Annotated in this window: 19 protein-coding genes; 17 read left to right on the plus strand and 2 right to left on the minus strand. The window is 43.7% G+C overall.

The features are described from left to right. Window positions 1-305 precede the first annotated feature (305 nt). The 10 genes from G630_RS0119530 (at window position 306) to G630_RS23065 (ending at window position 11693) form a co-directional block, all read left to right on the plus strand. Entirely contained in the window at window positions 306-2978 is a 2673-nt protein-coding gene (locus G630_RS0119530; RefSeq protein WP_026499537.1) for a valine--tRNA ligase, read from the plus strand. Window positions 2979-2988: 10 nt separating this feature from the next. Then, a complete protein-coding gene (locus tag G630_RS23050; protein WP_049946323.1) occupies window positions 2989-4389 on the plus strand; it encodes a bifunctional folylpolyglutamate synthase/dihydrofolate synthase in 1401 nt (466 codons plus the stop codon). 46 nt (window positions 4390-4435) lie between these two features. Continuing rightward, window positions 4436-4603 (plus strand): hypothetical protein, encoded by a 168-nt coding sequence (locus G630_RS25250; RefSeq protein ID WP_022762489.1) that lies wholly within the window; start codon window positions 4436-4438, stop codon window positions 4601-4603. Between the two features lie 33 nt (window positions 4604-4636). Continuing rightward, window positions 4637-6049 carry a tetratricopeptide repeat protein gene (locus G630_RS0119545; RefSeq protein ID WP_026499538.1) on the plus strand — a complete coding sequence of 471 codons (1413 nt, stop codon included), beginning with the start codon at window positions 4637-4639 and terminating at the stop codon, window positions 6047-6049. A gap of 109 nt (window positions 6050-6158) precedes the next feature. Further along, entirely contained in the window at window positions 6159-7433 is a 1275-nt protein-coding gene (locus G630_RS0119550; RefSeq protein ID WP_196805834.1) for an MBOAT family O-acyltransferase, read from the plus strand. A 24-nt stretch (window positions 7434-7457) separates the two neighbouring features. Further along, window positions 7458-8783 carry a GDSL-type esterase/lipase family protein gene (locus tag G630_RS24035; protein ID WP_049946325.1) on the plus strand — a complete coding sequence of 442 codons (1326 nt, stop codon included), beginning with the start codon at window positions 7458-7460 and terminating at the stop codon, window positions 8781-8783. A 12-nt stretch (window positions 8784-8795) separates the two neighbouring features. Next, window positions 8796-9038, plus strand: coding sequence for a hypothetical protein (locus tag G630_RS0119560; protein WP_026499540.1), 243 nt, complete (start codon window positions 8796-8798; stop codon window positions 9036-9038). Between the two features lie 30 nt (window positions 9039-9068). Then, window positions 9069-9443 (plus strand): RidA family protein, encoded by a 375-nt coding sequence (locus G630_RS0119565; RefSeq protein WP_022762484.1) that lies wholly within the window; start codon window positions 9069-9071, stop codon window positions 9441-9443. Between the two features lie 48 nt (window positions 9444-9491). Beyond that, entirely contained in the window at window positions 9492-10556 is a 1065-nt protein-coding gene (locus tag G630_RS0119570; RefSeq protein ID WP_022762483.1) for a tetratricopeptide repeat protein, read from the plus strand. 6 nt (window positions 10557-10562) lie between these two features. Further along, entirely contained in the window at window positions 10563-11693 is a 1131-nt protein-coding gene (locus tag G630_RS23065; RefSeq protein ID WP_022762482.1) for a D-alanyl-D-alanine carboxypeptidase family protein, read from the plus strand. Window positions 11694-11739: 46 nt separating this feature from the next. On the opposite strand, the gene G630_RS0119580 is transcribed toward G630_RS23065, so the two are convergent. After that, window positions 11740-12177 (minus strand): PH domain-containing protein, encoded by a 438-nt coding sequence (locus tag G630_RS0119580; RefSeq protein WP_026499541.1) that lies wholly within the window; start codon window positions 12175-12177, stop codon window positions 11740-11742. Between the two features lie 217 nt (window positions 12178-12394). Between G630_RS0119580 and G630_RS0119585 the strand changes: the two genes are divergently transcribed. The 5 genes from G630_RS0119585 to G630_RS0119605 all read left to right on the plus strand — a co-directional run bounded on the left by G630_RS0119585 (window position 12395) and on the right by G630_RS0119605 (window position 18123). After that, window positions 12395-14059 (plus strand): sensor domain-containing phosphodiesterase, encoded by a 1665-nt coding sequence (locus G630_RS0119585; RefSeq protein WP_026499542.1) that lies wholly within the window; start codon window positions 12395-12397, stop codon window positions 14057-14059. Between the two features lie 192 nt (window positions 14060-14251). Continuing rightward, window positions 14252-14974, plus strand: a complete 723-nt coding sequence (locus tag G630_RS0119590) for a hypothetical protein (protein ID WP_022762479.1) — start codon at window positions 14252-14254, stop codon at window positions 14972-14974. A gap of 32 nt (window positions 14975-15006) precedes the next feature. Beyond that, window positions 15007-15522: a hypothetical protein gene (locus tag G630_RS0119595; protein ID WP_022762478.1), complete on the plus strand. Its 516-nt coding sequence runs from the start codon at window positions 15007-15009 to the stop codon at window positions 15520-15522. Window positions 15523-15648: 126 nt separating this feature from the next. Then, the gene (locus G630_RS0119600) at window positions 15649-17013 is read left to right on the plus strand and encodes an MATE family efflux transporter (RefSeq protein ID WP_022762477.1); all 1365 of its coding nucleotides are present in this window, start codon (window positions 15649-15651) and stop codon (window positions 17011-17013) included. 63 nt (window positions 17014-17076) lie between these two features. Then, a complete protein-coding gene (locus G630_RS0119605) occupies window positions 17077-18123 on the plus strand; it encodes a M42 family metallopeptidase (protein ID WP_026499543.1) in 1047 nt (348 codons plus the stop codon). A gap of 88 nt (window positions 18124-18211) precedes the next feature. On the opposite strand, the gene G630_RS0119610 is transcribed toward G630_RS0119605, so the two are convergent. Further along, window positions 18212-19492: a hypothetical protein gene (locus G630_RS0119610; protein WP_196805835.1), complete on the minus strand. Its 1281-nt coding sequence runs from the start codon at window positions 19490-19492 to the stop codon at window positions 18212-18214. Window positions 19493-19676: 184 nt separating this feature from the next. Here G630_RS0119610 and G630_RS0119615 point away from each other — a divergent pair, with 184 nt between their 5' ends. Then, window positions 19677-21188 carry a leucine-rich repeat protein gene (locus G630_RS0119615; RefSeq protein ID WP_026499545.1) on the plus strand — a complete coding sequence of 504 codons (1512 nt, stop codon included), beginning with the start codon at window positions 19677-19679 and terminating at the stop codon, window positions 21186-21188. 27 nt (window positions 21189-21215) lie between these two features. Next, complete coding sequence (locus tag G630_RS0119620) at window positions 21216-22457, plus strand: DNA polymerase Y family protein (protein WP_026499546.1); 1242 nt, start codon at window positions 21216-21218, stop codon at window positions 22455-22457. The last annotated feature ends 112 nt before the right edge of the window (window positions 22458-22569 follow it).

Raw genomic sequence — 22569 nt, forward strand, 5'->3', positions numbered from 1 at the left:
ATGTGGATAACTCTGTGGAAATTGGGGATATTCCGAAAATGCTATTTTCAAAAGTGGCATAAAATGGGAATTCGGAGTGGTTTACGATATTGGGCTAAAGATAATCGAAATATCAACATGATACTAACATAGTCAATAAAACTATGTAAACCTATTTAAGTACATGACATAAGTGTCACACACAAAATCTACTCACATTTTTATTTCTAAATTATGCTTCATAATGAGGACTTTATTTGACAAAAAGCTGGTGTTTGCAATATCATAGAACAATATATGCTGATATAGATAAAGAGGATATTTTTATGAGAAAAAAATTGGCAAAAACCTATGATCCCAAGGGAATTGAGGATCGACTTTACAAGAAATGGGAAGATAACAAGTATTTCCATGCAGAGGTGGATGAGACAAAGAAACCTTTCACTATTGTAATTCCGCCTCCGAATATCACCGGTAAGCTCCACATGGGACATGCCCTTGATAACACAATGCAGGATATACTTATCCGTTATAAGAGAATGCAGGGCTTCAATGCGCTTTGGCAGCCCGGCACAGACCATGCTTCCATTGCTACTGAGGTTAAGATCATTGACACTCTTAAGGCAGAGGGCATCGATAAGAGAGACCTCGGACGTGAGAAGTTCCTTGAGAGAGCATGGGAGTGGAAAAAAGAGTACGGCGGAACCATTATTCAGCAGCTTAAAAAGCTCGGTTCTTCCTGCGACTGGGACAGAGAGCGTTTTACAATGGACGAGGGCTGTAACGAAGCTGTTACAGAGGTCTTTTGCAAAATGCATGAGAAAGGCTACATATATAAAGGAAGCCGTATCGTAAACTGGTGCCCTGTATGTAAGACTTCTATTTCAGATGCAGAGGTTGAGTACGAGGAGCAGGCAGGTCATTTATGGCATATCAAGTATCCTGTAATTGATGAGGACGGAACAGTAAGCAAGACCGAGTTCATCGAGTTCGCTACAACACGTCCCGAGACAATGCTTGGAGATACTGCTGTAGCAGTAAACCCTGATGATGACAGATACAAGAGCTTCAAGGGTAAGAAGGTTCTTCTTCCTATTGTAAACAGAGAACTTCCTATTGTAGAGGACTCTTATGTAGATATGGAATTCGGTACCGGCGTAGTTAAGATCACACCCGGTCACGACCCTAACGACTTCGAGGTAGGTAAGCGCCACAATCTCGAGGAGATAAACATACTTAACGATGACGCCACAATCAATGCCAACGGTGGCAAGTTCGAGGGTATGGACAGATATGCTGCAAGAGATGCCATCGTAAAGGAACTCGATGAGATGGGGCTTCTTGTAGAAATCGAGGACTACTCTCACAACGTAGGTACACATGACAGATGTCACACCACTGTTGAGCCTATGATCAAGGCTCAGTGGTTCGTAAAGATGAACGAGCTTATAAAGCCCGCAGTTAAGGCTGTTAAGGAAGGCGAGATCAAGCTTATCCCGCCGAGAATGGATAAGACCTATTTCAACTGGACCGACAATATCCGTGACTGGTGTATTTCCAGACAGCTTTGGTGGGGACACAGAATCCCTGCATATTACTGCGACAAGTGCGGAGAGGTAGTTGTATCAAAAGAGGCACCCACAGTTTGCCCTAAGTGCGGACATGATCATTTGACTCAGGATCCCGATACACTTGATACATGGTTCTCATCAGCACTTTGGCCATTTGAGACACTTGGATGGCCTCATGATACTAAGGAACTCAAGTACTTCTTCCCTACAGACGTACTTGTAACAGGTTATGACATCATTTTCTTCTGGGTTATCAGAATGATATTCTCCAGTTATGAAAACATGGGGACATATCCTTTCCACACAGTTCTTTTCCATGGCCTTGTAAGGGATTCTCAGGGTAGAAAGATGAGTAAATCCCTCGGCAACGGAATTGATCCGCTTGATATTATCGATAACTACGGTGCAGATGCGCTCAGACTTACACTCATCACAGGTAACGCACCCGGTAATGATATGCGTTTCTACAACGAGCGTGTTGAGAACAGCCGTAATTTCGCCAACAAGGTATGGAATGCATCACGTTTCATCATGATGAACATGGGCGAGGATGAAAAGAGTGCAATCAACAAGCCCGCACCTGAGGGTCTTGAGCCTGTAGATCACTGGATCCTTTCCAGACTTAACAATACAATCCGTGAAGTTACCGAAAACATGGATAAGTACGAGCTTGGAATCGCTGTTCAGAAGGTTTACGATTTTATCTGGGATGAATTCTGCGACTGGTACATTGAGATGGTTAAGCCCCGTCTCTACAATTCGGATGATAAGAAATCTCACGAGGCAGTTCTCTGGACTCTTCAGACAGTACTTATTGACGGACTTAAGCTCCTTCATCCGTTTATGCCTTTCGTAACAGAGGAAATCTTCTGCACACTTCAGGACGAAGAGGAGTCAATCATGATCTCCAAGTGGCCTGAGTACAAGGAGGAGTGGAACTATGCCGCTGACGAGAAGTCTATTGAGACTATCAAGGAAGCAGTAAGAGGAATCCGTAACATCCGTACACAGATGAACGTTGCTCCTTCAAGAAAAGCCATGGTTTACGTAGTATCCGAAAAGGAAGAGGTTCTTGATATCTTCCGTACAGGTAAGCTTTTCTTCGAGACACTTGCAAGCGCTTCCGAGTCAGTTTGCCAGAACGATAAGGCAGGCATTGCCGAGGATGCTGTATCGGTGGTTCTTGCTGAAGCTACAATATATATGCCGTTCTCAGATCTTGTAGATATCTCGGCCGAGATTGAGAGACTTGAGAAGGAAAAGAAGCGCCTCGAAGGCGAGCTTAAGAGATCACAGAATATGCTCTCAAACGAGAAGTTCCTTTCTAAGGCTCCCGCTGAGAAGATCGAGGAAGAAAAAGAGAAGCAGAAGAAGTACGAGCAGACATTCGCACAGGTTGAAGAGAGACTGGCTCAGCTGAAAAAGTGATGATAATACTATGATGGAAGAGTTGAAAAACAGCATCAATGAGCTGCTTACGCGTCTTGATGCAGGGGAAAGGCTCGGATTCTACGAATGCGACCGCTTTGTAGATCAGATACCGGCTTTCACGGAGAAACACTCTGTGGAGGAGACAAGGAAATTCCTGGAATTTATAGGAAGTCCTGACCGGAAAATGCACATAATCCATGTTGCCGGTACCAACGGCAAAGGATCTGTGTGCAATTATCTGTCGGAGATTTTGAGACAGGCGGGTTTCTCTGTAGGAATGTTTACATCACCGCATCTGGTAAAGGTAACGGAGCGGTTTTGTATAAACGGCAAACCCATAGAGGATTCGATTTTCTGCGAGATATTCGGAGACCTTCTTAGAAAAATAAAAGAATATAATTACGATGACGATTTTCCGTCATATTTCGAGTTTCTGTTTTTTATGGCGATGCTTCTATATGAAAAGTATCCGGTGGATTATCTTGTCCTTGAAACCGGACTTGGAGGAAGACTTGATGCCACAAACAGTATTCACCAGCCTGTACTTGACGTGATCACAGAGATAGGCATGGATCACATGCAATACCTTGGCAATACCATTTCAAGGATTGCCGGGGAGAAGGCAGGAATAATACGCAGCAATACTCCGCTTGTTTTCTGCAACAGGCGTGATGAGAGTACTGAGGTTATTGAAAAGCGTGCAGAGGAATTATCTGCCAAGGTTTACAAGGTAGAGCCTGATTATGTGAAGGATATTAAAACCGCACCGGATGATGCGGGTAATATTTGCATTGATTTTTCTTATGAATCTCAGTATGATAAATATTGCGGTCTGCGCTTGCAGACTGTCGCAAAATTCCAAATAGAAAATGCCGCTATTGCGATAATGTGTGCAAGAGCCCTTAGAGATATCGGTGTTAACATAGCAGATGAAGACATCAGCTATGGCTTGAAAAGGGCCAGATGGGGAGGAAGAATGGAACTTATTCTTCCGGGCTTTTATGTTGATGGTGCACATAATGTCGATGGTATGGAGGCTTTCCTTGAATGCGCGGGAGAAGTACCCTGTGAGAAGAAGAGAACGCTGCTGTTTGGAGCTGTTGCCGACAAACAATACCATCTTATGATAAGGCAGATACTGGAGAGCGGAATTTTTGATGAGGTCTGTGTTTCAGTGCTTGAAACCGGCAGATCCGTTTCCGAGTCACAGCTTCGTGCCGCTTTTGAATCTGAGATGCGAAATGCGAATATTGAACGCGATATTCGTTTTTCCTACTATACAAGTGTAAGGGATGCTCTTATGGACATCATAACCGAGCGCGGAGCCGGAGATGTGGTATTTGCAGCCGGATCGCTTTATCTTGTCGGTCAGGTGAGGGAGACACTGGGTATTTTACCCGGACACTGATGTATATTTGTTTTTCTTATGAGATTGTTTCTTTGGGAGCTTTACAATGATCAATTTTGAGAATGAACTTAAGAAGTTTCGTCCTAGCCTCGAGATAGAGGATGCAGAAGAGATTATTTATAATCAGGATCTGGATGACATGGCCGACGTGCTGGTTGGCCTGTTAAAGGATGCGAAGGCTGAGGAGATGAGCCGTCAGACACGTATCCACTGATACTCTGCATACAATAGGGAGTGACTTCATATTATGAAATGCTATCAATGTGGGGCGGAGCTCACTGAGCACGATTTCTGCCCGAACTGTGGTGCAGCTGTAAAAGTTTACAAAAGGATCATGTCGCTTTCCAACCGCTATTATAACGATGGTTTGGAGAGAGCGGAGATTCGTGATCTTTCGGGAGCCATTGAATCACTGCATCAGAGTCTTAAATTTAATAAGAGTAATATTCAGGCCAGAAACCTTTTGGGACTGGTCTATTATGAGTGTGGTGAAGTTGTTGCTGCTCTGAGCGAATGGGTAATAAGTAAAAACCTTAAGCCGGAGGACAACGCAGCGGACGATTACATGGATCTTGTTAGAAATGATCCGTCCAGATTGGAGACTTTCAACCAGACTATTAAAAAGTTCAATATTGCACTTAATCACTGTCATCAGGACAGACTTGACATGGCTATAATCCAGCTTAAAAAGGTTTTGTCGATGAATCCCGGATTTATCAGAGCACACCTTTTACTTGCTCTTTTATATCTGAACAATGGCAATTATGCCAAGGCCAAGACTGAAGCTCAAAAGAGCTTGAAGCTTGATACGGGCAATGTTATGGCAGCCAGATATCTTAAGGAAGCTGAGGCAATGATGGATCCTCAGGAAGCCAAGTCGGGAGAGGAAAAAGCAAAGGTTAAGGGTGATGTTATCCGTTATCAGAGCGGTAACGAAACAATAATCCAACCTGTTCGCACCAATGTATTTACAAGGAGTGGATCAATCTGGGGAATAGTGCTAGGCGTTGTTCTTGGTATGGCGGCGGCATATTATCTGATATTACCTGCCAGAATTCAGTCCATGAACGCGAGCTTCAGAGAGCAGATTTCTGCTATAAGCGAGGAATCCGATTCCAAATCAGCCAAGATGGGTGAATACGAACAGCAGATAGCATCCCTCACTACTGAGCTTGAGGAATTGAAAACGGAAGTTGATTCCTACAAAGAGACGGAGACAACCGGCTCTGCACCTAACGATCTTATGGCTGCGGTTTCAGCATATCTTTCAAATCCGGAGGATATGGATACTATCGAAACTCAGATGCAGGGAGTTGATCTTAACAACATGGAAGGAGCACCTTCCGCGCAGTTTACAGCGCTCTACAATTCCTTTATGGTTCTTGTGGGTAGTGAACTTTCGAAGAGAAGTTACAATACAGGATACGAGGCATACAGAAATGGTGACTTTGAAACAGCCATCAGCCTGTTATCCAAGGCATTCCAGTATGATAACACCAATGTCGATGCACTCTATAATTTGGGAAATGCCTACTATGAAAGCGGCGACACTGACAATGCAAAGGTCGTATACGACCAGGTTGTGAATGATTTCTCGGATACACGTAGCGCAAGCTCCGCCGAGACCAAGTTAGCAGAGATTAATAATGCTTCAGATTAACCCTAATATTATTAATTTTTCGGATTTATCTTTTATATTTAGATTTCTTCCGATTTTTCTACTTGCATATTATGTATTACCGGCAAGGCTGCGTCCACTGATTCTACTGGTGGGCAGTCTTGCATTTTATGCAATTGGAGACCCCATGAGCATGGTGGTCTTTGCAGCTGCAATCGTGGTAAACATATTATTCTCATATAAATGTCATAAGAAAAGTAAGTTATTTCTTTTCCTCATTATCGCGTCTGATGTAATACTTCTTCTTGCTTTCAAGTTCCTTGTAAGCTATGGGAATATACAGACGCTTCCGCTCGGAATCAGCTTCTTTACATTCAAAATGGTCAGCTATCAGGCAGATCTGTATAAGGGAAAAATACGTGAATGTCCCGGGATTATTGCGGTAGCAGCATATTTTGCAATGTTCCCGCAGGTTATGTCCGGCCCTATCATGAGATATTCCGATTTTGAAAAAAATAAGATTTTATCGGGCACAGAAGATGAATTTATGGCTTTTAAATTCAGAAAACGTCTGCATCTTGATAAGATTGAAGAGGGACTTATGTTCTTCACACTTGGCTTTGCCATGAAAGCACTTCTCGCTGATTATCTCGCCATGATGTGGAATGAGATAGGTACAATCGGCTATGAGAGTATTTCAACACCTCTCGCCTGGGTAGGAGTGGTATGTTACTCCATGAATCTTTACTTTGATTTCTGGGGATATTCACTTATGGCTGCCGGAATCGGTGTGATGCTGGGATTTCCGTTTGTGCGTAATTTCGATCATCCCTATTCGTCAAAAGGAGTAGGCGAATTTTACAGAAGATGGCATATGACACTTGGCTCATGGTTCAGGGATTATATCTACTTCCCTATGGGTGGCAGCAAAAAGGGTAAGTTTTTAACGATAAGAAACCTCTTTGTTGTGTGGCTTCTCACCGGACTCTGGCATGGTGTTACAGTTAACTTCCTGGTATGGGCAGGTCTGCTTTTGATAATGATCATATTCGAGAAGTTTGTCTGGACTTTTAATAAAAAGCTTCTCTCAGTGATCGGCAGAGTCCATGTACTAATAATGGTGCCGATAACCTGGGTTATATTTGCCCTTCCTATTAAGGAGGACTTGTTTAATTATCTGGGAAGAATGATTCCTGTTTCTGGAAGCGGAATTGCGGTAAATCCCGGAGACCTCGTAAAACTCCTGTCGATGTACTGGCCGTTTTTCGTGGGAGGTTTCATATTCCTTATTCCGGCTGTTTACGATTATTTTGAAAAACACAGAAAAGACTTACACATAAAGGTAGTAATGCTTCTTCTGTTTTGGATATGTGCGGCTTTCGTATCAACAAAGGCCGGCAATCCGTTTTTGTATTTCTCATTTTGAGAGAAGAGCTACATTGGAGCATTTATGAAAAAATTTGGCAGGCACTTCCTGTCCGTAGGCATTCTTGTTGTGGCACTGTTTTTTACTGCGGATGCCGCACTTGGACAGAAGAGTGTGTATGATGAAACTGAATATAATGCTGCAGATGCACCGCTCCTTAGCTTCCCGCTTCGAAAAATAATGAACGGGGAGATGCCTTATCTTGTATCTCTAATTCAGGCAAAATTCTTTGGAATCCCGATGCCTTTGGATGATACAATAGATAACGGTGATGAGGAGGACTTTGCTTCCGGATTATCGGATGAGAATACGGGGGCAGATGCGAATCCTGAAGAACAGGTGGCGGAAGCATCCGATGAAGCTGTGGCGCCGGAAGTTAGTGACGGTGATGCAGCAGTAAGCGACGGCAATGCAGCAGTAAGCGACGGCAATGCAGCAGTAAGCGACGGCAATGCAGCAGTAAGTGATGGAGATGCAGTGGCTGTTAGCGACAGCGATGTTGCAGTAAGTGATGGCAATGCAGCGCCTGCGGCTGCAGAAGACAACACAGTACCTCCGGAACCTCAGGAAGCTACTGCACCGGAACACATAAACTATGTCGAGACAGCTGTTCCCGATTCCTATTTTGATGATGCACTTTTCATTGGTGATTCAAGAACCGTGGGACTGTCTGAATATTGTCCGGAGCTGGATGAGCGTGCAACCTTCTATGCTAAAGTATCACTGACTATCTACGGCTTTAACAAGAAGCCCTTCGTGACAGCCAGGGTCGTACCGCCTGAAGGATATGAGGGCTCCGAAGAAGACCTTCCTACAGAGAAGGTTACGGTGGAGGAAGCTCTTACAAGGAAGCAATTTGCCAAGATTTATATAATGCTCGGCTTAAACGAACTCGGAAGTGGAACTGCTGAGAGTTTTGCTGCCGATTACGGCGCAGTTGTTTCAAGAATAAGAGAACTTCAGCCTGACGCGATCATTTATATTCAGGGAATAATGCATGTAACTCATAAAAAGAGTGAAAGCGACAGAGTTTTCAAAAACTCGACAATAAATGCAAGAAATGAGGCACTTTCCACGCTGGCTGACGGCGAGCATGTATTTTACATAGACATGAACAGTGCTACGGATGATGAGCACGGTGCGCTTGGACAAGATCTTTCATTTGATAACGTACATTTGAAAGCAAAATCTTACGCATTATGGTATGATTATTTGAAAAAACATGCTTATGTAAATGAGAATGATCTTCCGCAGATTCAGCAGGGACTTCAGCAGGAAAATCCGGAGCAGGCAGCAGAACAGCCTGCAGAACAACCACAGGAGGCACAACCGGAAGCTCCGGCACAGTAAGGAAGACAGATTATGGTAAGAGAAATGGTTTTTAAAATGGAACGCCCCGGGCTATTGAAGGAGGGGGATGAGGTTACCGTTACTGAGGGTGAACTTCCCAGTAATGTGTATTATACGATAGATCCTTCACTGGCCATGTCAGCTAATTATCCCTTCAGAGAGAGGATGAGCGAGCGCAAGGGAGTGGTTCTTAAGGTAGAGGAAAACGACCGCGGTTTCTATGTTACAGCCGCGTTCGATTCTGATAAACAATAAAAAATGCACTTTTTAACGGAGGAGAAAAGTATGGAATACGTATCAACAGACAAGGCACCGGCAGCAATCGGACCTTATTCACAGGCAATCAAGGCAGGGGATTTTCTTTATGCTTCAGGTCAGATCCCGATCAATCCCGCAACAGGCGGAATCGAGGGAAGTGACATCTCTGAGCAGGCTGACCTTGTGTGCAAAAATATTGGGGAAATCTTAAAGGCAGCAGACACCGATTTTAGTCATGTCGTAAAGACAACCTGCTTTCTTGCAGAGATGTCTGACTTTGCTGCTTTCAATGCTGTATATGAGAAATACTTCACCAGCAAACCCGCAAGAAGCTGCGTAGCAGTGAAGAAACTTCCCAAGGATGTCCTTTGCGAAGTAGAGATCATCGCATATTTAAAATAATCGAATGAGCTGGCAGAACTGCCAGCGGATTAAAGGGATGGAATGATAATGACTGTACGCAGTAACATGACAGCGACAGTGATAGTAATGTTGGGGGCACTGCTTTTTGGCAGCGGATGTGGAAACATAGCGAGCCACAAGAACGTTGATCGTGGACTTGCATATATCGAGAGCCATGAGTATGAAGAGGCAGCTCAGTGCTTTGATGCTGCTGAGAAGGCGGGGGAAAACGCCAGAGTCTTGTACAGGGCAAAAGGACTTTTGGACAAGACCCTCGGAGAATATGATTCTGCAGCTGAGAACTTTTTGAAATCACTTGCAGCCACAAGCGGAATCCCCGGTGATATGGATTTTGACACCAATTACTATCTGGCTGACACTTATATAAAACAGGAAAAATATGATGAGGCCATTAAGGTATATGACGCTATCCTTGCGCTTAGAAAGAAGGACAAGGATGCTTATTACATGCGCGGAATGGCGAGACTTTATATGAGTGATCACGATGGAGCTACTGCCGATTTTAATAAGGCTATGACACTGTCACCTCGCAACTATGACCTCAGAATAATGATATACAAAGCTTTATCAGCTAACGGATTTGAGGAAGAGGGCAGAGAGATTCTCGAAGCCTGCCTCAATAACACTGACCCTAATATGACTAATTATGAAAAGGGACAGATATCCTATTATCTGGGCAATAATGCCGATGCACAGAGCTATCTCGAGCTCGCAAGAAATGAGAGAGATGCGCAGAAAGCACCGGTGGTTTTGCTGCTTGGACAGACAGGAGAAAAGCAGGGAGACTACAACTATGCCATAAGCGTTTATAAGACATTTTTGGCAGAGGATCCCGATCACCCTGATATTTATAATCAGCTTGGACTGTGTCAGACATATGTTGGGGATTATGACAGTGCAGTGAATTCATTTGAAGCCGGTCTTGCGCTTGGTAACAACGAATACAGCAGGGCGCTTCTCATGAATGAGATAACTGCCTATGAGTATGCCGGCAATTATGCGCAGGCAAAAACTTTAATGGAAAAATACAGGAAGGCGTATCCGGATGACAAGGATGCGGAGAGAGAGGAGATTTTCCTTTCGTCAAGGTAATTAGTATTGGGTAATAATAAATATAGAAATTTGGATAGCAGTTATTATATCAGGAGAAAACCCAAGAAGAAAAGAATACACACACCGGTAATTATCGGTGTTGCGGCGACTCTGATATTGATAACTGTTATTTCTGTGATTTTTTTAGTGTTACATAAGGATAAAACGACGGAGGATGCTGCGGATTTATCTACAATTCAGGAGGAAATTCCGCAGGAGGAGGTAGCTCCGGAACAGCCACAGGAAGTAGCGCCGGAGACTGAGCCTGAACCCGAGCCTGATGTAGAGGTTAAAGAGCTCTCCCCGGAGGTTGCGAGCTTTGCACCGGGTTACACCGTCAATACCACGGATTCGACCGCTGATATAGTAAGCGAAGAAGTGATTAGTGAAAATGCGGTCCTTATAGATGTGGACAAGGCAGAGGTTGTTGCGAAAAGAGCAGCCGATGTAAGGATATGTCCCGCATCCATGACCAAAATACTCACAATTCTGGTGGCAGCAGAGCATGTAGAAAATCTTGATGACACCTACACCATTACAAGGGACATCACGGATTTCACCTTTTCAAATGACTGCAGTATTGTGGGCTTCGATGTGGATGAGACCGTTACCGTGAGAGATCTGATGTACGGTACGATTCTTCCTTCAGGTGCGGATGCAGGTCTTGCGCTTGCAAATTATGTTGCGGGTTCTCATGAAGCTTTTGTGGATATGATGAATGCAAAATTGGATGAGCTTGGACTTTCCGGCTCTGCGCATTTCACCAACTGTGTCGGAATCTATGATGAGGATCATTACTGTACTCTTACGGATATGGCGATGATAATGAAGGCCGCTGTGGAAAATGACCTGGCGAGAGAAATCCTGTCAGCCCATAAGTACACAACTTCCGCAACTGAGCAGCATCCAGAGGGCATAACAATATCCAACTGGTTCCTCAGAAGGATCGAGGATAAGGATACGGGCGGCAATGTAATGTGCGCGAAAACCGGCTTCGTTAATCAGTCCGGCTGCTGCGCAGCAAGCTATACTGTTTCAAACAGCGGCGGTCACTACATATGCGTATCCGCCAACGCTTGGAGCTCCTGGCGCTGCATCTACGACCAGGTAGAGATATATACTAAATATATGAAATAAATAATACGCCCCGGAAGTTGTCATATCCCGGGGCGTATTCTACGACTTAAGTTAAATCATCTATATTTCCATCGCCATCGTTATCGAAGCCGATATTCTGCATGTTGACGGTGCGGCGGCGAAGGCGGGCGCGCTCGGATTCCTGATTGATGAAATCCTTGATCTCGCGGCCGTGCTTGATGTTCTTCATCACGATCGTCTTGTCGGTTACATCGGAGGTGAAGAGCGTGATCGTGGAAAGACCTGCCAGGCGCTGGAAAAATGAACGCGATAATTCTACGTCAGTGATCTTGTACATGAAACAATCATCTTCCTTGATGCTCAGAAAACCTGAAATGATTGTCATCTCGTTGTTATAAACCTCATATCGTTTAAAAGGCCACGGGATACCGAAAAGAAGAAGCCTTCCGTACTCCTTGTACTGAAGTTCGCCTTTTGCTGTAAGTGAAGCCTCATTCTGTGCGGGATTAGATATCTTTGCCATTACATATCTCCTTGTCTTTAAGTTTTTATGCTTGAAAAAATAGTTGATGTAAACTTCATGGATATTTATACTTTTATTGATAGTATTTTATCACAAATACTATGCAATTTTTGGGGATTCATCTTATTTTTATTTCAAAATAAAACAATATGGAATATGACAGCGTTTGATTCAGAAAGGTGCAGGATGGAACGCTTTTTGTCGGAGGGAGCAAGTCATGCTGGTTAATCAGGGGGCTTATGATGCCATAAGCAAAATATACGAAACCTTTGCGGTTACTTCAAAAAGTAGATATGTCTACGTCTATGATATCGAAAACAACATGGCCAGGTGGTCCGAAAATGCGGTGAATTATTTCGGCCTGCCGGGTGAGTTTGTCTACAAAGCAGATCAGGTCTGGGAGGCCCATATTCATCCCGAGGACAGGGCCACCTACAGGGAGCATCTTCACACCGCCTTCGAGGGCAATCGCGTCAATCCAAGCTTTGAATATCGTGCCAGGAACAAGAGCGGCGAGTATGTCGCATGTTCGTGCAGGGGAGTAGTTATCAAGGATTATTCGGGAAAAGCTGCTTTTTATGCATGCTCGCTTATGAATAAGGGTATTGTTGACAATACCGATCCTATCACCGGCCTTTCCAACCATTACGAGATGTTCAACTACATGCACCGCCTGGAATTCGACGGCGTCAATTATATCCTGCTCCTTGTGAACGTGATTGATTTTGGTGACATAAACAGGCTGTATGGCTACATGTTTGGAAACCGAATGCTGAAATCCATGGCGGATTATCTTCAGAAAGAGGCTGGGGAAAAAGCGCATATTTACAGAGGTGACGGAACAATCCTCGGACTTTGTACAGTTCACATGACACTGGAGGAGGTGAAGAACCTCTATCAGCAGATGCGCCAGCATGTAAGGCAGAATATGAAGGTCGGAACCACCAAGGTCTCCGCAGAACTCGGTGGTGGTGTCATAGTTGTCGACGAGTCAGGGATAGATGTGCATGCTGTCTACACCAGTGCTAAATATGCACTTGCCCATTCCAAGACTGAGAAACACGGAAATCTTATCATTTTTCATAATAATGAGCTCGAGTACAACAAGAGCACAATAGAGCTTGTGGGAGCGGTGAGAGAGAGCGTTATCGACCACTGCAAGGGATTCTATCTGAATTATCAGCCGATCCTGGCCAAGAATGACGGTAAGCTCGCGGGAGCGGAGGTTCTGCTTCGCTGGAACAGACAGCCTTACGGGGATGTGGCACCTAGTGAATTTGTGCCGTGGCTTGAACAGGACAGCACTTTTTATAAGCTGGGAATATGGATCCTCGATAAAGCGATGAAGGACGGACTGGCGATTTTGAAGGACCATCCTGAGTTCTACCTGAGCATCAATCTTGCGTACGTGCAGCTCGAACGAAGTGAGTTTCGAACATCGATTGTGGAACTCCTTAAGGGCAACAGATATCCCGGAACAGCGCTGTGCATCGAGCTCTCCAACGTCACCAGCAATATCAACTTCGATTATCTGAAGAGTCAGGTAATCTTCCTTAAGTCCTGCGGCATAAGGATTGCTCTTGATGTGACCGATTTTTCCACGTTGGATCTGGCCACGAGGCTTCCTATCAACATAATAAAACTGGCTCCGGAGATCACCGAAAATATCAGTAAGAGTCCGCTTAGCCGCTACATGGCTGAGGCTATAACCGGTTTTGCCGCAAATATGAACATGAGCGTATGCGCCACCGGAGTCGGCGACGCTGATACGGAACTCAGGCTTTTCAAGTACCCCGTGGACCACTATCAGGGATACTACTATTCCAGACCGGTTAGTTTCGAGGAGTTTAAGAAGCTCCCAGTTTATAAGACAAATAATTAATCGCCTTCCCCTTGGAAAAATATCCTGCCTTCCCCCTTTTGGGGGAAGGTGGCGCGAAGCGCCGGATGAGGGGAATTATAAACTCCATCTGATATTAAAATAAACATTTTATAAAAACCGCTTTTCCAAAGGCAAAAAAAGCTATAATTACTATGTATAAGTGCTCGTGAAAGGTGGATACAAATGTAAAGAATGTTTACCTACATTAAGCCTGAGTTCATGATTCATGCATTTACTAAGCAGCGGGATACAACTTTGAAAGACCGCAGTATTTGTGTTGCCCGCTTAGGCGATCTGGCGGTAAACATGTCCCTTATCGATGAGAATTCCTTTGCACTTTCACTTGAAAATGTGAAGGACGGAGCGCAATATTCCGGCAGAGCTTTTAATATAAAAAAGTCAGCCGCGGAAGATATTGTGCCGATTGTTGAGGATCTTTTCCGAAAGATGCAGCTTCTTAACGATCAGGAGGTATTCAGTAAGCGTGAGCATGTTTGGAAGATGTATGCGATGGACTGGCTTGAAAACCAGGGCATATCCTTCGACGATTACATCGACAGCAGGATGTCACATCTGACTAAGGATGAGGGATTCCACTGGAAGGGACTGGAGGAATATTTATCCAGCGATTATCTCAATGTTGTGGATACTATGAGAATCATTGAAAAGTATTCACAGTCAGAGGAAGAGAAAAAGGAATACATCGATTTTGTTGCCAGGGATATTGTCGAGCTTCGAAGGCACTACTCACTTGCGGCGATGCAGGAAAAGTTCGACGAACACAATGCGAGATTTGCGAACAGAAAAATGTTCGCTTTCGGAATAGAAGTAGAGGCTGATTCGAGAGATGAAGCCAGGGAGAAACTTAAGAAGATAATAGGAGAGGAAAAGGAGACGTTTGTTATAAGAGGATAATTGTTACGGATTGTTCTAATGGGGTAAGTGCTATGAAGAAATTATTTAGAAATCTTGGAGCGTTGATGTTTGCTTTCGTTCTCGCGATCACGCTGGTGTCCATACCGGCGAAGGCAGCGACTACAAAGCAGTCGAATACGTCTATCAAGGAAAATCAGATGAATATCACAGTCGGGACTGACGAGGAAGGTAATACTACCGTAACCTACGGCAAGTACACTTTTACCCGCAAGTACAACGGCTGGTACATACCTGCTGCGTATATCTACAGCGGCAGTGATCTTGCCAATTTCCTTGATAAGGCTGTAAGACGCACGAGGAGAACCAGCGTAAGATGTGACGGATTTCTTTTTATAAAGGTATCCGGAGGCTGGTACAGGCATGAGCTTCATATAAATGACGGAAGGACGCTGGCCACTATTTTTAATAAGGCCGCAGGAATCACAAGCACCTACGATCCAAATAATCTGAACTCAGATGATGCAAACAGTACAAATGGCACAAATGGTACAAACAATAATACAAGTACCAATAATGGCAGAAACTGAGTATAAATTGAAAACAGGACATTAAGTGTTGTGAACAAGACTTGTTTATAGTAGTATAGAAAAGCATGTTAAAAGAATGTCTCTGGGCATTCTTTTTTCATTAAAACAAGTTGAAAGAGGTTATCGATGTCAAATTCCAAAGAAAATAAGATGGGCGTTTTGCCCGTTAAAAGGCTTATTGTTTCAATGTCACTGCCGATGATGGCGTCTATGCTTGTGCAGGCGCTCTACAACGTGGTGGACAGTATTTTCGTAGCACAGATCAATGAAAATGCGCTGACTGCCGTAACTTTGGCATTTCCGCTTCAGAATCTGATGATTGCACTCGGCGCAGGTACCGGCGTAGGTATGAATGCCCTTTTATCAAGATCACTTGGTGAGAAAAATTTCGACAGGGCAGACAGAGCAGCCAACACCACTCTTATGCTGACCTTCATAAATTATTTTGTGTTCCTTATGATCGGAATATTTGCTGTAAAGCCGTTCCTCATGACACAGACTGATAATGAGGTGATTGCAGGCTACGGTGTTTCATATCTTAGCATCATCTGCTGCTGTTCAATCGGAGTATTCTGCCAGATGACCTTTGAGAGAATGCTTCAGTCAACAGGACGTACACTCTTCAGTATGTATTCGCAGATGTCCGGCGCTATTATCAACATTATCATGGATCCCATCCTGATCTTCGGTATGTTCGGTGCACCTAAGATGGGAGTTGCCGGTGCCGCTCTTGCAACGGTTTTCGGACAGGTTGTAGGTTCTTGTATCGGACTTTACTGTAACCTTAAGCTTAATCCTGATGTAAATCTCAGAATTCCGCTTATTTTCAGTCCCAAGGCAGACATAGTCAAGGAAATCTACTACGTTGGTGTTCCTTCGATTCTGATGATGTCCATAGGTTCGCTCATGACCTATGCCATGAATCTTATACTTATTGCATTTTCAACAACTGCAACTGCTGTGTTTGGTGTATATTTCAAGCTCCAGAGCTTCTTCTTCATGCCGGTATTCGGCCTGAACAACGGACTTATTCCTGTTCTTGCCTATAACCTCGGGGCAAAGAGGAAAGACAGAATCAACGAGGCTCTGAAGTTCTCGATAGCACTTGCAGCAACAATCATGATAATCGGAACCATAACCTTCCAGATTATTCCGGACAGACTGCTTGGCCTGTTCAATGCTTCCTATGACATGATAAGCATCGGAAAACCTGCTCTTCGTGTTATCAGCCTGAGCTTCCCCATCGCCGGAGTCTGCATAGCACTTGGTTCGGTATTCCAGGCATTTTCGGAGAGTATCTATTCGCTGGCTGTTTCAATAGGCCGTCAGCTTGTGGTCCTTATCCCCGCCGCCTGGCTCCTCGCTCAGACCGGCAACGTCAATGCTGTATGGTGGGCATTCCCCATCGCCGAGATTGCTTCACTCATCCTTTCAGGATTCTTCTTTAAGAGAGTGTATGGCAGAAGAATTGCAGAGATTGAGGAAGGGTAACGACTTCTGGGGGTATATTTTATACGTTGACTTTTTATGAAAAATAAAAGAACGGAGGCATATATGAAAAAAGTATCACTAACAAAATACACAGACTTTATAGTCGATGAGACCACAAAGCTTCTGAACATCGATTCTCCCACAGGTTATACGGAAGAAGCCGCAGTGTGGGTTCAGAAGGAATTCAAAAAGCTTGGCTTTAAGGCGACCATCACAAATAAAGGCGGTGTGATCGTTGACCTCACAGGAAAAGACAAGAAGGACGGCCTTTTGCTTGAGGCTCATACAGATACTCTTGGGGGAATGGTGGCAACCATAAAGGATAACGGAAGACTTCAGCTCACGAATCTCGGAGGCATGAATCCCAATAATGCTGAGACCGAGAATGTGCGCGTAATCACAAAGTTTGACGGAATATACGAGGGTACCTTCCAGCTCAACAATGCATCCATTCACGTAAACGGGGAGTATAACGACACCAAGAGAACCTGGGAAAACTGCGAGGTTGTGCTTGATGAGGACGTTAAGGACAGAAAGGATACCGAAAAGCTTGGCATCTCAGTGGGCGACATCGTCTGCTTTGAGCCAAATGTCAGAGTAACAAAAACCGGATATATCAAATCAAGATTCCTTGATGATAAACTCAGCGTCGGAATTTTGCTTGGTCTTGCCAAGTATATCAAGGAAAAGAAGATAACTCCCAAGAGAGCACTTTATGCTCATATAACTGTGTTTGAGGAAGTTGGACACGGCGGATGTGGCAATGTACCTGAAGGCTGCACAGAGGCTATATCTGTAGATATGGGCTGCGTAGGTGATGGACTTACCTGTACTGAAAAGCAGGTTTCCATCTGCGCAAAGGACAGCGGTGGCCCTTACAGCTATCCAGTTGTTCAGGGGCTTGTGAAGGCTGCAAAAGATAGCGGCGCTGACTATGCAATCGATATTTATCCTCATTACGGAAGTGATGTAGAAGCAACTCTCTGTGCAGGGAGTGACCTCAAGCACGGACTTATCGGTGCAGGCGTGTATGCTTCCCACGGCTATGAGAGAAGCCACAGAGACGGAGCAGAGAATGTGCTTAGACTCCTTATTCAGTACGCGCTCTGATGAAAACTGAACTATGTGAAAATGGTGACCACTCCTTAAAAGTGATCACCATTTTTTTTGAGAACTCCTAAATTGAGGGGCTCTTGTTCTAGAATTCTATCGGAACTGCATTTTCATAAGTCTTATAAATCGCCTCATATTCGTTCTTGGTAATGTTCTCGGCCTTTCCGTTGCGGATTCGAATATATCCTTTGTGATTGTTGAAATTGCTGATTGTGTTGTCCTCAACTCCATCCTTGATTACAAGCTCGCGGCAATCCGGAGTGGCTTCGTATACATATAAAAAGTGCTTGCCCTTTGCCACGATTCCGTCGGGTGACATTGAGACGGGATTTTTGTCGGCACTTTCAATTGTTCCAAGTTCTGTGAACTTTCCGTTTTTCATCATGGAGACTTTGCAGGCAGAAACTTGTATTTCGTAGGTCTTGCTTTTGTCGATGCTGTCTTTTTTGTTTGCGGTTATAAGAAGCGGCTTTTGAAAAATCGGATTATCCCAGATGGTGTACATATCGTCTTCTGTGAAGGATTCAGTAACTTTCTGATATACATCGTAGCCAAAGGGCCTGCATACAATTTCGCCGCCGGAATATTTGCCGTCCCCTTCATAGGTTACGGGATACCAGACCATCACGTCCGGACTGTTAAGGCTGGCGGCGTCAAACATAGGCTCTATACCTATCCATATTATGCCGTCATAGACTCTGAAATATATGATATTTTCAAGATAAAGACCGGGCTCAAAGTCATCCCTTAGATCCGATGAAGCGACTTCAGTGCCTTCTTTTATTCCATCGACGTAAAGTGACACATTGCCATTTGACTCCTTGGCTTCAACATGCTCAGCAACTTCCGACAGATAGTCTTCCGGATTTAAAAAGTACACTGTACATTTGGACTTTTTATCTATATCCGCTATGAGAACAAATTCTTCATAGTAACCTGTGCCATGCAGAATTTGAGGCTTGATGACAAGCTCGGGATTGCCATCGCTGTCAAGATCGTACTCAGTGCATTCAGGGAAAATTCCGCGAAGAGAAACAGCCGGTACATCAATGTATACATAGCTTGAATCCTCCGTTTTCAGAAGCATCCTGCAGGTCTCACCCACAAAGAACAAGGTGAAGGAAGGAGTTTTGACTACTACCTTATAATAGACTTCACCTTTTCCCTCATACCCACTAGTATCTTCAGGAGCAAAATCTACAATTCCCTTTTTCTCAGCTTCATCCAGCAGCTTTTGAGTTTTGCTGTCGGGCTTAAAATCCTTACTTACAATATCGGGAATTTTTCCGTCGTAGATCCACCAGTCCTTATAAGTGTCATAATGTTTCGTGAAAGTTTTTGAACTGCCAGCAGCGTAAGAAATCATATTGACTGTAGATAAAAAAAGCAATGAAAAAATAACAGAAAAACAGATAAATATACGCCTTAAATAACTCAATTTCATGGCCCCCTCCAATAGATTCTGAAAATAGTTTTATGCAATTATTTTAGCACTTTTTATGATAGAATAAATGTTAAATTATAGTTCACAAAACGGAGGGTGAAAAGTTATGAAGAAAGTGAAAGGAATGCTGATGGCAGTTGTTTTGCTGCTGTCCGGAATGTTGTTGTTTGGTTTTGATTCGAAGGCATCGGGCGATCCCCTGGATGGATACAGTCATTATCTAAGTTCAGATGGAAAACTTATACTCGAGCAGTACTATGGAAAAAGTGAAAGTATTACTGTTCCTGCTAAGGCTATGTACAATGGTGTAATGAGAGAAACAGAAATATATAAAGAGACATTTTCCGAAAACACATATATTAAGCATGTAAAATTTGAAAAGGGATGCAAGATAACAAATACGGGATATAGATTTCTTGGAGGCCCAGGACTTTTTTCGTATTGCAGTCGCCTTGAAACAGTAGATCTTACCGGCGTTGACTGGTCAGAACTTGATAGTGCATATGGAATGTTTCAGCAGTGTACCAATTTAAAAAGTGTAAAAGGTGGAAATTGGGATAATGAGAGCTTTGATATCGTGAAGCATATGTTTGAAGGATGTTCCAGCCTTGAAAGCATAGACCTGTCAAAGCTTGATACATCAAGAGTCTCTGATTTTGAATCCATGTTTAAGGATTGTACATCTCTTAAAAATGTCAATGTAAACGGATTTAATACAAAGTTGGCATACAGCTTTGCCAATATGTTTAATGGATGTACCAGTTTGGAAACTGTTGATCTGAGTTCATTCGAAGGAACTTCACTTAAAGGAAGTGCCCAGCTGGTTGGCTATGGTTTTGACTATATGTTTACAGGTTGTACAAACTTGAAAAATATTGATTTTAGCCCTCTTGAAGGTGCAAAATGCAATGCTTTATATACATTTCAAGATTGCACTTCATTAAAAACAGTCAATTTGCATGGACTTACATTATATTATAATACTTATATGTTTAAGAACTGTTCAAACCTTTCAACTATCTATACACCAAAAGAAGCTGAAGATGGAAGGCTTCCCAATAAGATGTGTGAATTCGTAAATGGAAGATTTGGGTCAATATACTATGACAATTTATACAGTGCACCTGCCAACTCACTCATTATGGTGCCTCCTACACGTAAGGCGGAGGGTGAGACATTCGCCTATAACGGCATAAAGTACAGAGTTACCTATAGCGCAGTAGAATATGCAAAGGTTGAAGTTATTGGAATTGAAACCGGTGATGAAGTGGTAGTGATTCCTGATTACGCATGTGATGAGAACATGGCTTCCTACTATGTTACATCAATCGGGAAGAATGCATTTAGCGGAAACAGCACTATTAAAACAGTGATTCTTCCTTCTACAATTGAGAAAATCAGTGCAAAAGCTTTTTATAAATGTAAGAAGCTAGGCAATGTAGTGATTGATTCCAGAAACTTGAAAACAATCGGTAAGAATTGCTTCAAGAAGATTAAGAAAAAAGCGAAGTTCACAATCTATGCTCAGTCTAAAAAGAAGGCACAGACTGTAATGTCAAAGCTCAACAAGTTTGGCGGAGCTAAGAACGGAAAACTGAAATACAAGAAAGCACATTAAAGAGCAATCCAGAATAATTAAGGCGCTGTGAATAGAACAATTTTTCATATTGATGTAAATTCAGCCTTCCTGTCCTGGTCTGCGGTCAAGCAGCTTAAGGAAAACCCGGATGCGGTTGACCTTCGGACTATTCCATCGGTTGTGGGAGGCGACATAAAGACTAGGCACGGCATAGTCACAGCCAAGTCTATTCCTGCTAAAAAGTATGGGATAAACACGGCTGAGCCTATCACCAGTGCGCTGCAGAAATGTCCGAATCTTGTTGTGGTAAAGGGTGACTTTCAGACCTACAGAGAGTATTCCCGTGCCTTCATAGGCATTCTGAGGTCTTACTCAGAGCTTTTGGAACAAGTCTCCATAGATGAGGCTTATCTCGATGTGACGGATCTAAACTGTGAGTCTCCCGTTGCCCTTGCGGGTTGGATCAGGGATGAAATACGCACCGAGCTTGGCTTTACGGTTAATGTGGGAATATCCACGAATAAGCTTCTTGCGAAAATGGCGAGCGATTTTGCAAAGCCGGACAGAACCCACACATTATATCCTCACGAAGTAAAAGATAAAATGTGGCCGCTCGACATCGGCGATCTCTATGGCTGTGGTAAAAAGAGCGCCGAGAAGCTGAGGTCAATAGGAATAAGGACTATCGGCGATGCAGCAACCATGGATGAGATGCTTTTAAAATCTCAGCTTGGTGATAAGTTTGGCGAATACATTCATAATGCGGCAAACGGCCTTGGCTCTGACGTCGTTCATCCGGAGCACGAGGATGCCAAGAGCTACTCCAACGAGACCACCATGGCTAATGACATAACCTCAGTGTCCTATGACAATGACATGCCGCCTGTTGTAAGGCGGCTCTCGGAAAAAGTCTCCGGCAGACTTAAAAAGGACGGAGTATTCGGAGGAACTGTCACAGCACAGGTTAAGACTTCAGACTTTAAGCGTTTTTCCAGACAGATGAAGCTGTCGGAATCAACGGACAATGCAGATGTCATCTATGAAAATGCGATGATTCTTTTGGGAAAGCTCCTAACCGGTGAGGACGGACTTTTCAATTACGATATCGGAATAAGGCTAGTCGGAGTCGGTGTTGATAATCTTGACAACGGTGAGTTCCGCCAGGGTAATCTCTTTGACTGGATGACAACAGGCAAGCAGGAGATCAGGGAGGAAAAACAGCGCGAAGAGAAGCGTGAAAAACTTGAGGAGATGGAACGCCTAATAAAGGGTAAGTTTGGCGATGGCGCGATAAAAAAGGGAAATTAAATTAAAAAATATTTTACTTTAGCACTTTACTGTGATATACTATGCAATGTAAACAAAGGCGTTTCGGAGTGAAAACCGAAGCGCCTTTTTCAAAATGATGTAGGAGAGGATT

It is taken from the genome of Butyrivibrio sp. WCD2001, from assembly GCF_000424485.1.
GTDB lineage: Bacteria > Bacillota > Clostridia > Lachnospirales > Lachnospiraceae > Butyrivibrio.

What these genes read in the sequence shown, in the direction of transcription:
- G630_RS0119530 (WP_026499537.1), top strand. Translation starts at nt 306, where the DNA reads ATGAGAAAAAAATTGGCAAAAACCTATGATCCCAAGGGAATTGAGGAT.
- G630_RS23050 (WP_049946323.1), top strand. Translation starts at nt 2,989, where the DNA reads ATGATGGAAGAGTTGAAAAACAGCATCAATGAGCTGCTTACGCGTCTT.
- G630_RS25250 (WP_022762489.1), top strand. Translation starts at nt 4,436, where the DNA reads ATGATCAATTTTGAGAATGAACTTAAGAAGTTTCGTCCTAGCCTCGAG.
- G630_RS0119545 (WP_026499538.1), top strand. Translation starts at nt 4,637, where the DNA reads ATGAAATGCTATCAATGTGGGGCGGAGCTCACTGAGCACGATTTCTGC.
- G630_RS24035 (WP_049946325.1), top strand. Translation starts at nt 7,458, where the DNA reads ATGAAAAAATTTGGCAGGCACTTCCTGTCCGTAGGCATTCTTGTTGTG.
- G630_RS0119560 (WP_026499540.1), top strand. Translation starts at nt 8,796, where the DNA reads ATGGTAAGAGAAATGGTTTTTAAAATGGAACGCCCCGGGCTATTGAAG.
- G630_RS0119565 (WP_022762484.1), top strand. Translation starts at nt 9,069, where the DNA reads ATGGAATACGTATCAACAGACAAGGCACCGGCAGCAATCGGACCTTAT.
- G630_RS0119570 (WP_022762483.1), top strand. Translation starts at nt 9,492, where the DNA reads ATGACTGTACGCAGTAACATGACAGCGACAGTGATAGTAATGTTGGGG.
- G630_RS0119580 (WP_026499541.1), bottom strand. Translation starts at nt 12,177, where the DNA reads ATGGCAAAGATATCTAATCCCGCACAGAATGAGGCTTCACTTACAGCA.
- G630_RS0119585 (WP_026499542.1), top strand. Translation starts at nt 12,395, where the DNA reads ATGCTGGTTAATCAGGGGGCTTATGATGCCATAAGCAAAATATACGAA.
- G630_RS0119590 (WP_022762479.1), top strand. Translation starts at nt 14,252, where the DNA reads ATGTTTACCTACATTAAGCCTGAGTTCATGATTCATGCATTTACTAAG.
- G630_RS0119595 (WP_022762478.1), top strand. Translation starts at nt 15,007, where the DNA reads ATGAAGAAATTATTTAGAAATCTTGGAGCGTTGATGTTTGCTTTCGTT.
- G630_RS0119600 (WP_022762477.1), top strand. Translation starts at nt 15,649, where the DNA reads ATGTCAAATTCCAAAGAAAATAAGATGGGCGTTTTGCCCGTTAAAAGG.
- G630_RS0119605 (WP_026499543.1), top strand. Translation starts at nt 17,077, where the DNA reads ATGAAAAAAGTATCACTAACAAAATACACAGACTTTATAGTCGATGAG.
- G630_RS0119610 (WP_196805835.1), bottom strand. Translation starts at nt 19,492, where the DNA reads ATGATTTCTTACGCTGCTGGCAGTTCAAAAACTTTCACGAAACATTAT.
- G630_RS0119615 (WP_026499545.1), top strand. Translation starts at nt 19,677, where the DNA reads ATGAAGAAAGTGAAAGGAATGCTGATGGCAGTTGTTTTGCTGCTGTCC.